Origin of the sequence: Helicobacter sp. 11S03491-1, from assembly GCF_002272835.1 — a bacterium.
Classification (GTDB): Bacteria; Campylobacterota; Campylobacteria; order Campylobacterales; family Helicobacteraceae; genus Helicobacter_J.
Genome location: NZ_MLAO01000008.1, coordinates 20869 through 34507, shown reverse-complemented (window position 1 = coordinate 34507; position 13639 = coordinate 20869). Strand labels below are relative to the sequence as shown.

The window sequence follows — 13639 nt, the reverse complement described above, 5'->3', positions numbered from 1 at the left end:
TATATTATTTATATTTTCATATAATAAAGCCTATTTTTTTTGAAATTATCGTTAATAAAAAGGAATCGTTTTGGAAGAAGAGCTTATCCTAACTCCTGATACCCTTATTACTTCAAAAACAGATTTGAAGGGCAAAATTACTTATTGCAATAAAGATTTTCTGCATTATGCAAAATTTCAAGAATATGAACTTATTCACAAACCGCACAATATTATTCGGCATCCTGATATGCCAAGAAGTGTCTTCAAACTTTTATGGGATTATATCCAAAACAAAAAAGAAATTTTTGCATTCGTCAAAAATAGAAACAAAGAAGGGAATTTCTATTGGGTTTTTGCCAATATTACTCCCAGTTTTGATGTCAATAATCAAATCATTGGTTATTATTCTGTCCGCAGAAAACCTAATCCCAAAGCAATCACAATGATGATAGATATTTATGCCCAAATGCTTGAAACAGAAAAATCTCAAGGTATGGAGGGGGGTCTCAAAATGCTTGAGGAATTATCCAAAAAATTTAACAAACCCTATAATCAAATCATATTTGATTTGCAAAAGGATATTTAATGAATCTAAAAATTTTTATCCTTGTGTTGTTTTGTTTTATCGGGATTCTTCTCAATCATTTCCTCAACCCATTTGGACTTGAAAATTTTGCTCTTGATGGGGTTTTTGTAATTTTAATGATTTTTGTTTTTATCCAAATATCTGAAAATAATTTCGCCCAAAAAATCATCTCTCAAATTCTTCAAGTCTCACAAAATCTAAAAGAAGGAAATTTTGAAAGTCGCATCATTAATGCCGGAGGTCCTAAAGAATTAGTTACTATTGCAGACAATATCAATGATTTAACCGATCATCTTGAGGCATTTTTACGCGAGATAAAAACTTCTATTGAATCTTCTTCCAAAAATGAATTTTATCGAAAAGGTATCCAAGAAGGACTCAAAGGGACTTTTGCTTACAATATCGAGAGTATGAATGCTGTGCTTGAAAATATTGAAAAAAATCATAAAGAAAATATCAAAAATGCCCTCTCAAAATCACTGATGGATATAAGTCTAACCAATCAAAACAATGACTTAACAAAAATATCTAAAGAACTGGAAAAAAATATCCATCTCATGCAAGGCGTCCATCAAAGTATTCAAACCATCAAAACTCTATCTAATCAAAGCAAAAATGATGTCAGTTCCATTACAGAATCTATTAATAATCTTATGCAACTCATGGATCAAAGCAATGCATCTATTTCAAGTTTTGCTCAAAAATCCCAAGATATAGGTAATGTCATAGAACTTATCATTGATATTGCTACCCAAACCAATTTATTGGCACTCAATGCCAGCATAGAAGCAGCTAAAGCGGGCGAACATGGAAGGGGATTTGCTGTGGTGGCTGATGAAATCAGAAAACTTGCCGAAAAAACACACAAAGCTACTGATGAAATCTCTATAGCTATCCAAACTATGCAACAAGAAGTCAATGCTATTGAGCTTAGCACTCAAGAAGTCTATGAAATTGCAAGCACTTCTCAAGAAAAAATCACAGATTTTAATGTTGTTTTTGACAACATGGAACAAAATAGCATTAAACTTTCACTCATGTTTATTGATCTATCAAAATATTTAATACTGAGTATTGCCAAGCTCGATCATATTCTTTATAAATCTCATCTTTATTTGAGTCTTAATAATCAACATCAAACACAAGATTTCAATAAAAATCCTATTTCAGCACTTTTTGATAACCAAGACACAAAAACTATCCTTAATCATTTCATTCCCCAAGAAGAGTTTGAAATACTCAAAACACAAATAAACAAACATTCTAAAAGTGCCATTTGCGCTATCACAGGCGAAATTACTCCTCAAATAGCTAAAAATATTCTCATAGATATCCAAGCTCTGGAAACACAAAGTAAAAAATTACTGGACAAACTTGAAACCAATGATTAAGGGCTTAGTGATTTAGTGATAAAAACAGCTTCATTTTAGATTTTGATACAAAATTTTTCTGAAACCTATAAAAAATAGATTTTCAAATAAATAATAATCAAAAATTATTATTTAAAAATATCTTAAGCTCATGCAGGGCATTATGGCGATGAGAAATTTTGTTTTTTTCATCAGGATTCAATTCTCCAAGACTGCATGCATAACCCAAAGGCACAAAAATAGGATCATACCCGAACCCATGATCACCCCTTATAATGTCTATGACGCTCCCCTTAAGCTCTCCTCTCACAATATGCTCGACATATTTTCCCCTGATTTTTCCCACTATGGCTATACAAGCCACAAACTTTGCATCTGAAGTATGCAATGATTTTTGGTGTAATTTTTTAATCAGATAAGCCAAATTTGCGCTATCAGAAGCATTTGTATCAAGATTTGCATCGAGGTTGGCATATCTGGCGCTATAAATACCGGGTTCCCCCTCTAACATATCTACACACAACCCACTATCATCAGCCATTACAATAAGATTATGGGCTTGCTCTTTAAGGGTGGCATAAAAACTTTTTGCTTTAATCAAAGCATTTTCTTCAAAGCTATTGCCATTTTCTTGAATATGAAGATTTTCATATGCTTTTATATCACTTATGACCTCATATTCTTCAAAAATATCTTGGATTTCTCTAATTTTTCCCTCATTTCCACTTGCGATTAAGATTTTTACTTTTTGAATAGACATTTTTTCTCACTCATTCTTAAAAATTCCAAAAAAATAAACTTTTGAGTTATAATCATACCAAAAAACTTACCTCCTAAAATCCTAAAAAGGTTTCAAACAATGATAAAAGCTACTCTTCCACTCACCGGAATTATCGTCCTTAGATTTTTAGGATTATTTATTGTCTTGCCTGTGATTTCTTTATATGCTACAAGTTTCAATGCCTCTCCATTAATGTTGGGACTAGCTGTAGGGGGAGCTTACCTTACACAAGTGATTTTTCAAACCCCCTTTGGGATTGCAAGCGATCGCTATGATCGCAAGAAAATTGTCATGATAGGGCTTTTTATATTTATGATAGGCTCTATTATTTGTGCTATGGCACATAATATTGAGCTTCTGGTAATTGGCAGGCTTATTCAAGGAGCTGGCGCAGTAGGAGGTGTAGTTAGCGCACAAGTAAGTGATCTTGTCCGCGAGGAGCAGCGCACCAAAGCGATGGCAATAATGGGTGGAGGAATTTTTGCAAGTTTTACACTTGCAATGATTGCAGGACCTGTTATTGGGGCAAATTTTGGTGTTAATATCTTATTTGGCATTACTGCATTCCTTACTTTTTGCTCTATGATACTTCTTTATACCAAAGTCCCCAACACACCAAAAATCACCTATTCTTTTGAGGGAAAACCTCAATGGAAAGGGACTCTTCAAGATAAAAATCTTTGGATTATCAACATCAGTTCTTTCTTAGAGAAAACATTGATGACTTTAATTTTTGTAATTATTCCTTTGGTGATTGTAAATGAATTTGGCTGGAGTGAGGAAAGTCTTTATAAAATTTATGCACCCGGGGCTATTATTGGTGTAATTGCTATGGCTCCTGCAAGTATTATTGCAGAAAAATATGGCAAAGCAAAAGTTGTCATGCTTTATGGAGTAGCTATGTTTTTAGTCGCTTATTTATGTATTGGTATTTCCGATATTCACAAGGCTTCTCCTATGGTCTGGCTTTTTATTGCCGGGATTATGATCTTTTTTATAGGATTTGCAACACTAGAACCTATCATGCAATCTCTTGCAAGCAAATATGCAAAAGCTCACCAAAGAGGTGCTGCATTGGGGATTTTTACCACTTATGGCTATATAGGATCTTTTGTAGGAGGAACTGCAGGGGGGATACTCTATCACAGCATGGGTATTGAAGAACTTGCTATTTTGATTGCTTGTATTTGTGTTGTTTGGATAATCATTTTAGTCTTATTGAGCAACCCTGCTAAACAAAAAAATATTTATCTGCCCCTAAAGCTTTATGACAAACAAAAATTTAAAACCCTCACGCAAACAGAGGGTATTATAGAATGGTATGTGAATGAATCTGAGAAAATCATTATTGTTAAATACAATGCTAAAACCTATACACAATCCCAAATAATGGAAAAATGTGAAAAATTTAAACAACAATTATAAAGGTCAAAATATGGATAAAATACTTTTAGATTCTCAAACACAAAAATACCAAATCAGTAAAAAAATTCTCAATACTGTAGGCAGGACTAATGCACAATATGGACTCATCAAAGAAGGAGATAAGGTTTTATTAGGGTTAAGCGGGGGTAAAGACTCTATCTTGTTGGCATGTATTTTAGAGAGAATGAAACGTCATGCGCCTTTTGATTTCGAATTTCAAGCCATCACAATCCATTATGGACTTGGAGAACAATTTGATTGGCTTACACAAATTTGCCAAAAACAAGGTATCCCTCATGAGATTTACCATACAAACATTGCTGATACAATCAAACAAAAACGCCGCACAGGAAGCTCTTATTGTAGTTTTTGCTCACGAATGCGACGCGGGGCTCTTTATGCTAAAGCACTTGAGATGGGTTATAATAAAGTCGCTATTGCTCATCATCTTGATGATGCGGCTGAGAGTTTTTTTATGAATCTTACTTACAATGGAATGTTGCGCAGTATGTCGCCTATCTATCAAGCAGAAAATGGACTTCATGTAATTCGTCCTCTTATACACATACGAGAGAGGCAAAGCATTGATTTCGTTCAATCTCAAAATATTCCTACAGCTCCTGATTGCAATTGCCCTGCCAAGCAACCTGATTCAGACAAACCTCCTATCGCAAGAGTTACAACTAAAAATTTTCTCTGCGGTTTAGAAAAATCAAATCCTGATTTTTTTCATTCTCTCAAAAATGCCTTTTGCAATCTCCATGCCCAAAGCTTTAGCGACAAAAACTATTTTAACATTTAATTTACAAGATTTTAAGGAATTGCCCAAAACCCAGGTTCCTTAAAATCATTCCTTTAAAAACAAAAATTCAAAGTTATTACCCAAAATAGCATTTTATTTTGCAAAATTCTTATCTTAAAGATAAATAAATCCGGCAATAAAGAAATGCTTATTGTTTATCATAATCCATATTCCCACAATAAATCCTTTTTCGCTTTGTATCAAAATGAGGACTGAAAATATTTTTAGATTCAATGCTATCTTTTGTCTTAATACCTATTAATGGCAAAAAAGACTGAATAAAATCATCATTCATAAAGGGTTTATTGAGAGCATTTTTTATCAGATTGATTTTATCCGGATGATTTTTCTTAAATTCATCAGTTACAAAAATCATAAAAGGTATTTCTACGCCATAATTATCGCATTTATGCCCAACAGTATTCCCACTCTGAAAAATATCTTGGGCATGATCGCTAAAATAAAAAATAATCGAATCTGTATTTTTAAAAAGATTGAAAATCTCATTGAGAACATCATCTGTATATAATATAGAATTGGCATAATCACTGAGTATTTTGAGAGCATTTTTATGGACTATATGTAAATTTTTAGAATCAATATCACCGGGTTTGAATTTGCCATAAGAACCCGGAAATCTAATCCCATAAGGTAAATGAGAGCCCATCAAGTGAAAAATAATGAAATTTTTATCACTCAAATTATGTTTATGATTTTGATATAAAGAGATTAATTTTTCATCATATTCATTAAGAAAATTATTTCCTAATTGTGTCCAAAACGAAGAATCTGCTCGAGTTGATAAAGCTGTAGGCGCACTTCCCCAAACGCTTACCCTTTCTTGATTAGAAAACCATAAAGTCTTATACCCTGCCATTTTCATAATATCCAAAACATTCATTTGGTTATACCAAGGCACTTCTTTATTTTCATAATCACTAAAGTTTAATATTGTCTCAAATACACTGGCTGTGTTTGCTGCCGGAGCTATTACATTATTGAATACAAATAAATTGCCATCTTCTAAAGCCCTGTTCAGGTTGGGCGTATTCTCTAAACCATAACCATAAATATGCATGAAATCTTTTGAAGCACTCTCTCCTATAAGAACAACAATATTAGGAATATTGGCATCATTTGCCAATATATATCCTTGTGGGATCTCAAAACTTGTTTGCATAACTTGCTTATAATTATTCTGATTATGCATAGCAACACCCAAAGAATAGATTATATTAGTAACATTAACCAATTGAGCAAATTTTTCAATTGTATGAAGACCGCGTTTTACATAAGTGTTGCTTTTTATATAATCTCTAATGGTCAATCCTGCTAAAACAACAATGACGATAGCCAAAAAAATTCCTACAAACTTTTTATTTATTTTTAAAATAAAATCCTTTTTTATTAGAAAAAATAGGGTGCAAATAACAACATACACTACAAGCAAAATAATATTATTTGGCATTTCAAAATAAAATCTCAAAAAATTTATTGCCTCATTTTTTTGAGTAGAAATAAACACATCCGCGATACCTACTGAAATAGATGTATTGAAATTAAAAATACAAAATAAATCTATAAAACCCACAACCATACAACACAACGTGATAATATTTTTAAAAATATGCCTTAATTTATTGGATTTTATAAAATCTAATAAAAAATATATTGCTAATATAAAAATAAAGCTATAAAGCACTACTCGAGTGTAATTACTTACTTTGATAAAAGGGGTAAAGAGTTCAACAATAATATTTATCAAAATAAAAATATAAAATCTCTTATCCAAAATCAAATTATTCTCCTAAAATCTATTAAAAATTAAAATAAAAATATTATCATAAATTTAATGAATTTCTTAATGAGAATAATAATTTATTGCAATTAGATATTTTAGAGATTTATTGAAAAAAAGAGGTATTCAAATGATGAAATATAAATTTATCAAAAATGATGACTACTTCATTTTTGATATTAATAATAATTAATAAGCAAAACAATCAAGGCAAATACCGACTAAATTATTAATATTTGATATTCAACACTTAGCTTAAAAACCAACCCAATCATTGACTTCATGAACTTCCAAAACTTTTTGTTTCAAAATATTACAAAGAATCATAAAAACAAAGTTTGGGAATATTGGATTTAAATTCAAACCACCCTATCTCTTCGTTATATAAAAAAATTAAAGTTTATAAAAGATAAGTCTATTGCTTTGATTTTTGCTGATCCTCCTTATAATATTGATAAAAATTTTGGCAATAACAGAGACAAATGGAATTGCACAAAAGATTATATTAATTGGTGTAAAACATGGATAAATGAGTGTATGCGGATTTTAAAAGACAATGGAACGATGTATTTTATGACCGCTACACAATTTATACCATTTTTAGATGTTTTTGTAAGTGAAAATTACAATGTTCTCTCAAGAATTATTTGGAGTTATGATAGTTCAAGCGTCCAATCTAAAAAATATTTGGCTCTTTATATGAACCAATTTTAATGATTAATAAAAGCAGTAAGAATAGCTATACTTTTAATGCGGATGAAATAATGATAGAAGCAAAAACTAGGGGCTAAAAGAAAACTGATAGATTATCGAAAAAACACCCCAACTATATAATACTCAAAAGGTTCCGGGCAATGTATGGAATTTTACAAAAGTTCGCTTCAGAATGAAAGAATACCAAAATCACCCAACACAAAAACCGGAAAAGTTATTAGAACGAATAATAAAGGCTTCCGGCAATATTAATGACATAGTATCAGATCCTTTTAGCGGAAGTTTTACTACAATCAAAGTTGCAAATGATTTGAAGAGATAATGGCATTGGAATTGAGTTAAATCCACAATATTGCGAAATTGGCTATAAAAGATGTAATATTATTAATTCAAAAAATATAATGCCAAAAATAAAGCAATATCATTTGCCGGATAAAATTTATTATTAGAAATTCCAATGAAAAATTTCATAAAACAAATTTTAAAAGACGATTTTTTAAATAATTATCAAAATATATTTGATCACAGCCTATTGTTGCGTTATCTTGATTCTAAGATGGGGGCAATCTATGGAGATTCCAAAACAAGAAGAAACCTGGCAAATATCTGTGCAATTTATTCCATGACATATTTTTATGAATCTGATTTTTACAACGATCCTAATAAATATAAAAATTTTGTTTGTTCATCACTAAAACCCATATTTTTTAAGGCTTTATTCAAAGACTCTCCCATCATTGGTTTTTTAGAATTTTTTACAGAATGAAAAACCCACTCTCCCTAATAAATGAAAGTCTTAACTTCATTTAAAATACTCACCAATAAAACTCCATTTGAGTCTACAAAGATTCCCTGAAAGCAAAGGGATTAAAGCAACAAAATGCCAAAAACTGTTCTTATTAACAAGGAGTTAGAATAAGCATCTATACATCTTAATAATTCTCCTAAAATTTTTCATCTGTAATTTTAGGGTAATGATTTTTAACAACAGGAGATAAGATTTGAGAAATAACAATAAAAGCTAGAGAGTTATTTTTTAATAAACCCATATTAAAAGTGTAACCCCAAAAAAATTTTATACACCAATATAGAAAAAAGGACAAAGAAATATCGTATATGACGAAGCTAATGGGTATGAGTGAAAGATAATATACTATGAACGAAGATGAAAAGAAAAGTTATAATGGTGGAGTGTAGCGGGATCGAACCGCTGACCTCGACGCTGCCAGCGTCGCGCTCTCCCAACTGAGCTAACACCCCTTGAGTTGCTGTTTCGTCTATAAATGAATTTTGAGACACACCCACTTTTTTGTTTATGATGAGACTCTATGTCTTTATTTTACTATAAATAAAATAAAATTCAACTAAGAATTAAGTTCCTTGTAGTGCTTAAGATAAACTTCCTGCATTTGAGATTCTAAACGCTCATACCAATTGCTTCCATTTTCGGGCATAAAAGTGTCCATAATAACCATTCTGGCAACATTGCTTGCTGACTCTAATGGTTGAGAGCTATAAATCTTTCTTGTATTGACAAGCACAATAGGCTGGATTTTGAGATTAAATTTCTCTGCTAAAATTTTAGCTCCAAGCTTAAAGGGTAAAAATTTTTCACCTCCCTTGCTTCTTGTGCCCTCAGGAAATATAATCAAGGGCCTATGTTGATCGAGCCTTTTTTTTGCTTCTTTAAATAAAAAAGTCAAACCTTTTTTGTCCTCTCTGTCTATAAGTATCATTTCAGGTCCCCTCAAAGCATAGCCATAAAAAGGAATCTCTCCTAATTCTTTTTTGGCTACCCAACAAATATTATCAGGATGAAAACCCTCTAAACAAATAATATCACTATAACTCTGATGATTCATGACAATCAATGTTGCGCTTCTATCAAAATCTCCGATCTTTTCTATTTTTATCCTGCATAATGGAAAAAAAAACCGACACCACTTCCTAAAAAATCTTCCGTTATGATTTTTTTTTGTCCAAAAAATAAAAAAAATAATCACAGCTAAACCGGCAGCTATCACTAAGCTAGCATAAATGCCCTTTAATTTATTTAACATCATTTTTATTTACCCATCCTACTTTATCATCATTAGTAACAATTTTATAATATTGATCATGTTTGCCAATTACTTCAACTTCCATATTTGATTTTGTAGTTTCTAATATAGTTGAATTATAAGTAGGCAAAATACGAATATGCTTATTCGCAAGCAAAACCGCCTCATGCCTGGAAAAAATATTCCAAAGTAAATAAATTAAAAATAATCCAAAAATAATTAAGAAAATCCTTTTCCTTCCAAGTAAAAAATAGAGAATCAAAAATACTATCATGAATCCAACAGTAACTAAATTTGAAAACAAAAGAAAATTATTTTTTGGTTTTATATCATCTTGAGTGCTGATAGTATCATCACTTGCAATAATAGGCAAAGTAACATCTTTGAAGCGGTTGTCTTTTAAAGAAAAATACTCAAAAGAAATATTTTGGACATTCTTGGGGATGATACAATAATAAATTCCATCAGAAGACTCATCTCCAACATGAATACTCTCAAATCCTTGTTTGACAATATCAGGAAGCTTCAAATCTTCCAAATTTGACTGCCTTGCTTCTGCTTCAAAAACTAAAATATTATTGAGATTATCATAGGTTTTTGTTTTGTATCCAAGAATATCAAACTCGCTGGCAACTACGCCTGCATATTTTTGATTTTGATACAAATCAATGACATTCAAATTAATTGCCGGAGCAATGGAAGAATCACTATAATCCCCATCGCTTGAAATCGCCATTACCTTTAGGGGTGGGATTGAAGCATCAAGAGATTTAATCTTGTATTCATAGATAGCCTTATAAGAACCATCACTTGTGAGTTTCCACTTTGTATCGGGGTTTTTCAAAACTAATTTATGAGTGTCAATCCCTCCAACAAACTCTGTCCCCACAAATCTCGCATTTGAGAACAAAAGAAGGCTATAAGTAACTTGAATACTCTCGCCAATATAAACAGGTTTATTAAATACTTGAGAATCAGGAATTTTGATATAAATAATTTTTGCTCGATTTTGGCTAGAATCATCTTGCGCACAGACAATATTCAAAATGCCCAATAAATACAAACAAAAAAATAGATATAAAATCTTTTTCATCAAACTTCCCAAAGCAATGAACGCAACATTTCTAAACCATCGCTGCTTCCAAGAATAGATTCTATAGCACGTTCAGGGTGAGGCATTAGACCAAAAACATTTTTTTCTTTATTACATATTCCTGCGATTGAAGATAATGATCCATTGGGATTATCAACATATTGAAGTAAAATTTGATGATTTTTTTCCATAAATTCTAAAGTTTCTTTATCAACATAATAATTCCCATCAGCATGGGCAATAGGCATAGAAATAACTTGATTTAAGTCATAAGAAGCTAAAAACTTATTGTCATTGCAGACAACCTTAAGATTTTGTTTTTTTGAGACAAAAGACAATCCGTCATTGCGTTTCAAGACTCCGGGCAAAAGCCTTGATTCTGTCAAAATCTGAAAACCATTGCAAATTCCCAAAACAATCCCTCCATTTTGAGCATAATTTACCACGCTTTTCATAATAGGCGAAAATCGAGCAATTGCCCCACTTCTGAGATAATCTCCATAGCTAAATCCACCGGGTATGACTACAAGTTTTGTATTTTGAGGTAGTTCTTCGTTTTTGTGCCAAACAATTGCACTTTGGGCACCTAAGATTTCACTATAAGCATAAAGCATGTCTCTTTCGCAATTTGTACCGGGAAATTGCAAGATAGATACCATTTTATTTTTCCCTGACATGAATAAAATAATCTTCTATAACTGTATTTGCCAAAAGCTCCTCTGACATTTTTTGAGCTTCCAAAAGAGCTTGCTGTTTATTATGATGATCAAATTCAAGGATAATTTTTTTGCCCAAAGAAACATTTTTTATATCCAAAAATCCCAAAGATTTCAAAGCATGATCAATAGCCTTTGCCTGAGGATCTAAAACACCCTCTTTTAATGTTACGCTAATTTCTACAACCATCTGCCTCTCCCTTAATTAAGACACTATTCGTCTTAAAACTTCCTCATAGGCAAGTTTTATATTTCCTAAGTCCTGTCTAAATCTATCTTTATCTAATTTCTCATTTGTAGTTTTATCCCAAAACCTACAACTATCAGGGCTAATTTCATCGGCAAGAATAATTTCTCCTTTATCATCTCTACCAAATTCAAGTTTGAAATCAACCAGTTTCAAATTTTTAGTATCAAAAAAATCTTTTAAAATTGCATTTATTTTTCTTGCTTGGGATTTTAAAAACTCCAAATCCTCTTGTTTATCTGTAATACCTAATATTTTACAGTGCTCATCATTGATAATTGGATCACCTAAAGCATCATCTTTATAATAAAACTCCACAACTCCAAAGGGAAAAACACTGCCTTCTTGAATGCCTAAACGTTTTGAAATTGAACCTGTGGCAATATTTCTTGTAACTACTTCAATAGGGATAATTTCTACTTTTTTACACAAAATATTTTGAGCATCAAGTCTTTTGAGATAATGAGTTTTGATGCCCTGTTTTTCAAGTATTTCAAATAAAAAAGAACTAATTTTACAATTTAATTCCCCCTTACCTCTCTCATTTCCTTTTTTTTCAGCATTAAAAGCAGTTAAGTCATCTTTAAATTCAGCTATCAAAACACCTTCTTCATATGTGCTGTAAAGCTTTTTACCCTTACCTTCATAAAGCATTCTTACTTTATTCATATTGCTACCTTATTTTTTATTTGCCGATCTGATGATATTCCAAGTCTTTAATATATCAATTCCGGATTTTAATTGAATATCATTGTTGATATCTTTTTGGGTGATAAGCTTTTGTTCTTCTGTTTTTTTATTCTCAGTTTTTTTATTTTCTGCTTTTTTGCTATCGGGGTTTTTATTCTCAGTTTTTTTATCTACTTTTTGAAGCTCATTCTCAAGATGATTTCTCAAATCTGCTTCTTTGATTTCAAAACTACTCTCATTTTGAGGCACTACACCCGGATGCACAAGAATATCAGGCTTAATGCCAACAGCTTGGATTGTCCTGCCGCTTGGAAGGTAATATTTTGCAGTAGTTAATTTAATTGCCTCTGTTTTATCAATAGGAAGCACAACTTGAACACTCCCTTTTCCAAAAGTATCTTCACCTACAATTAAAGCACGCTTATGATCTTGCAAAGCTCCTGAAACAATTTCACTCGCACTCGCAGTCCCTCCATTTACCAAAACAACAATAGGCAAATTAGGATAAGGGGCTTTTCCATTGGCTTTGTATTCCATATTTTCTTCTTTAATTTTGCCTTTTTGAGAGACAATCACACCGCTTTTGATAAACAAATCCGATAAATCAACTGCCTGATTGAGCAGCCCACCGGGGTTATTTCTCAAATCCAAAACAATCCCTTGGACATCGGGATCTTTTTTCAATTCATTTACAACGCTATGTGTAACATTTTTATCAAACGAATTAACCCTGATATATAAAAACTTTGTCCCTTCTATTTTTCTTGCATGGACTGATTTAACCTTAATAATATCCCGAACTATAGTAAATTCTAAAGGCTTGGCTTCACCTTTTCTGACTACAGTAAGTTTTACAGAAGTTTTTGGCTTACCTCGCATGATATTCACAGCATCATCAATACTCATATTTAAAGTGCTTTCATCATTAATCTTTAAAATCACATCACCACTTTTAAGACCTTGTTTTTGAGCCGGGGTATCATCTAATGGAGCAATAATCGTCAAAGCTCCATCTTTCATGCCAATTGTAATTCCAAGCCCACCAAATTCGCCATCAGTTTGTGCCCTCAAATCTTTGAATTTTTTTTCTGTCAAATATGCCGAATGCGCATCCAAATTAGATAATAAACCCTCAATAGCCTTATTTACAATATCGTTAATGCTTATATCATCAACATAATAAGCCTCAATCGTATTGATAATTTTTGTAAGCTTATTATAAGCCTCTATTCTTTGTTGTTGTGTTGTGGCATTTCCTTGATCTTCCTTAGCAGAAAGTCCATTAAACACTAAAGATACACTCAAAAATGATACCAATACACCCGAAATCAGATATTTATTCATTCCTTGCCTGCCTACATGGATTATTTTTAAA

The 13639-nt window shown here is 31.7% G+C and carries 15 protein-coding genes and 1 tRNA gene; 7 read left to right on the top strand and 9 right to left on the bottom strand.

Features of this window, described 5'->3' with window-relative positions:
• Window positions 1–70 precede the first annotated feature (70 nt).
• Window positions 71–568 (top strand): PAS domain-containing protein, encoded by a 498-nt coding sequence (locus BKH45_RS06325; RefSeq protein WP_095274645.1) that lies wholly within the window; start codon window positions 71–73, stop codon window positions 566–568.
• Window positions 568–1959 carry a methyl-accepting chemotaxis protein gene (locus BKH45_RS06320; protein WP_095274644.1) on the top strand — a complete coding sequence of 464 codons (1392 nt, stop codon included), beginning with the start codon at window positions 568–570 and terminating at the stop codon, window positions 1957–1959. The genes BKH45_RS06325 and BKH45_RS06320 overlap by 1 nt, the downstream gene beginning before the upstream one ends.
• 97 nt (window positions 1960–2056) lie before the next feature.
• Here the strand turns inward: BKH45_RS06320 and rdgB are convergent, their stop codons facing one another.
• Entirely contained in the window at window positions 2057–2698 is a 642-nt protein-coding gene (gene rdgB / locus BKH45_RS06315) for an RdgB/HAM1 family non-canonical purine NTP pyrophosphatase (RefSeq protein ID WP_095274643.1), read from the bottom strand.
• Between the two features lie 99 nt (window positions 2699–2797).
• Here rdgB and BKH45_RS06310 point away from each other — a divergent pair, with 99 nt between their 5' ends.
• Together BKH45_RS06310 and BKH45_RS06305 are read left to right on the top strand one after the other, a co-directional pair.
• Window positions 2798–4144: an MFS transporter gene (locus BKH45_RS06310; RefSeq protein ID WP_095274642.1), complete on the top strand. Its 1347-nt coding sequence runs from the start codon at window positions 2798–2800 to the stop codon at window positions 4142–4144.
• A gap of 10 nt (window positions 4145–4154) precedes the next feature.
• On the top strand, window positions 4155–4946 hold the full coding sequence (locus BKH45_RS06305) for an ATP-binding protein (protein ID WP_095274685.1): 792 nt from the start codon (window positions 4155–4157) through the stop codon (window positions 4944–4946).
• A gap of 148 nt (window positions 4947–5094) precedes the next feature.
• Here the strand turns inward: BKH45_RS06305 and BKH45_RS06300 are convergent, their stop codons facing one another.
• The gene (locus BKH45_RS06300) at window positions 5095–6744 is read right to left on the bottom strand and encodes a phosphoethanolamine transferase (RefSeq protein ID WP_095274641.1); all 1650 of its coding nucleotides are present in this window, start codon (window positions 6742–6744) and stop codon (window positions 5095–5097) included.
• Window positions 6745–7167: 423 nt separating this feature from the next.
• Here BKH45_RS06300 and BKH45_RS08995 point away from each other — a divergent pair, with 423 nt between their 5' ends.
• The 3 genes from BKH45_RS08995 to BKH45_RS06290 all read left to right on the top strand — a co-directional run bounded on the left by BKH45_RS08995 (window position 7168) and on the right by BKH45_RS06290 (window position 8224).
• The gene (locus BKH45_RS08995) at window positions 7168–7458 is read left to right on the top strand and encodes a DNA methyltransferase (protein ID WP_219349992.1); all 291 of its coding nucleotides are present in this window, start codon (window positions 7168–7170) and stop codon (window positions 7456–7458) included.
• Window positions 7459–7549: 91 nt separating this feature from the next.
• A complete protein-coding gene (locus BKH45_RS08990) occupies window positions 7550–7780 on the top strand; it encodes a DNA methyltransferase (protein ID WP_219349994.1) in 231 nt (76 codons plus the stop codon).
• A 135-nt stretch (window positions 7781–7915) separates the two neighbouring features.
• Window positions 7916–8224 carry a hypothetical protein gene (locus BKH45_RS06290; RefSeq protein WP_095274640.1) on the top strand — a complete coding sequence of 103 codons (309 nt, stop codon included), beginning with the start codon at window positions 7916–7918 and terminating at the stop codon, window positions 8222–8224.
• A 418-nt stretch (window positions 8225–8642) separates the two neighbouring features.
• On the opposite strand, the gene BKH45_RS06285 is transcribed toward BKH45_RS06290, so the two are convergent.
• The 7 genes from BKH45_RS06285 to BKH45_RS06255 form a co-directional block, all read right to left on the bottom strand.
• Window positions 8643–8718 (bottom strand) — tRNA-Ala (locus BKH45_RS06285).
• Window positions 8719–8822: 104 nt separating this feature from the next.
• On the bottom strand, window positions 8823–9518 hold the full coding sequence (locus BKH45_RS06280) for a lysophospholipid acyltransferase family protein (RefSeq protein ID WP_095274639.1): 696 nt from the start codon (window positions 9516–9518) through the stop codon (window positions 8823–8825).
• The gene (locus BKH45_RS06275; protein ID WP_095274638.1) at window positions 9508–10611 is read right to left on the bottom strand and encodes an SH3 domain-containing protein; all 1104 of its coding nucleotides are present in this window, start codon (window positions 10609–10611) and stop codon (window positions 9508–9510) included. Before BKH45_RS06275 ends, BKH45_RS06280 begins: the two co-directional genes overlap by 11 nt.
• Complete coding sequence (purQ, locus tag BKH45_RS06270; protein WP_095274637.1) at window positions 10611–11270, bottom strand: phosphoribosylformylglycinamidine synthase subunit PurQ; 660 nt, start codon at window positions 11268–11270, stop codon at window positions 10611–10613. Before purQ ends, BKH45_RS06275 begins: the two co-directional genes overlap by 1 nt.
• Before the next feature lies 1 nt (window position 11271).
• The gene (gene purS / locus BKH45_RS06265; RefSeq protein ID WP_095274636.1) at window positions 11272–11517 is read right to left on the bottom strand and encodes a phosphoribosylformylglycinamidine synthase subunit PurS; all 246 of its coding nucleotides are present in this window, start codon (window positions 11515–11517) and stop codon (window positions 11272–11274) included.
• A 15-nt stretch (window positions 11518–11532) separates the two neighbouring features.
• Window positions 11533–12243, bottom strand: coding sequence for a phosphoribosylaminoimidazolesuccinocarboxamide synthase (gene purC / locus BKH45_RS06260; RefSeq protein ID WP_095274635.1), 711 nt, complete (start codon window positions 12241–12243; stop codon window positions 11533–11535).
• 9 nt (window positions 12244–12252) lie between these two features.
• Window positions 12253–13608 (bottom strand): S41 family peptidase, encoded by a 1356-nt coding sequence (locus BKH45_RS06255; RefSeq protein ID WP_095274634.1) that lies wholly within the window; start codon window positions 13606–13608, stop codon window positions 12253–12255.
• Between the last annotated feature and the right edge of the window lie 31 nt (window positions 13609–13639).

Excerpts from the sequence above, each read along its gene's own strand:
- BKH45_RS06275 (WP_095274638.1), bottom strand. The coding sequence starts at position 10,611 with ATGAAAAAGATTTTATATCTATTTTTTTGTTTGTATTTATTGGGCATT.
- purC (WP_095274635.1), bottom strand. The coding sequence starts at position 12,243 with ATGAATAAAGTAAGAATGCTTTATGAAGGTAAGGGTAAAAAGCTTTAC.
- BKH45_RS06280 (WP_095274639.1), bottom strand. The coding sequence starts at position 9,518 with ATGTTAAATAAATTAAAGGGCATTTATGCTAGCTTAGTGATAGCTGCC.
- purQ (WP_095274637.1), bottom strand. The coding sequence starts at position 11,270 with ATGGTATCTATCTTGCAATTTCCCGGTACAAATTGCGAAAGAGACATG.
- purS (WP_095274636.1), bottom strand. The coding sequence starts at position 11,517 with ATGGTTGTAGAAATTAGCGTAACATTAAAAGAGGGTGTTTTAGATCCT.
- BKH45_RS06255 (WP_095274634.1), bottom strand. The coding sequence starts at position 13,608 with ATGAATAAATATCTGATTTCGGGTGTATTGGTATCATTTTTGAGTGTA.
- rdgB (WP_095274643.1), bottom strand. The coding sequence starts at position 2,698 with ATGTCTATTCAAAAAGTAAAAATCTTAATCGCAAGTGGAAATGAGGGA.
- BKH45_RS06310 (WP_095274642.1), top strand. The coding sequence starts at position 2,798 with ATGATAAAAGCTACTCTTCCACTCACCGGAATTATCGTCCTTAGATTT.
- BKH45_RS06320 (WP_095274644.1), top strand. The coding sequence starts at position 568 with ATGAATCTAAAAATTTTTATCCTTGTGTTGTTTTGTTTTATCGGGATT.
- BKH45_RS06305 (WP_095274685.1), top strand. The coding sequence starts at position 4,155 with ATGGATAAAATACTTTTAGATTCTCAAACACAAAAATACCAAATCAGT.
- BKH45_RS06290 (WP_095274640.1), top strand. The coding sequence starts at position 7,916 with ATGAAAAATTTCATAAAACAAATTTTAAAAGACGATTTTTTAAATAAT.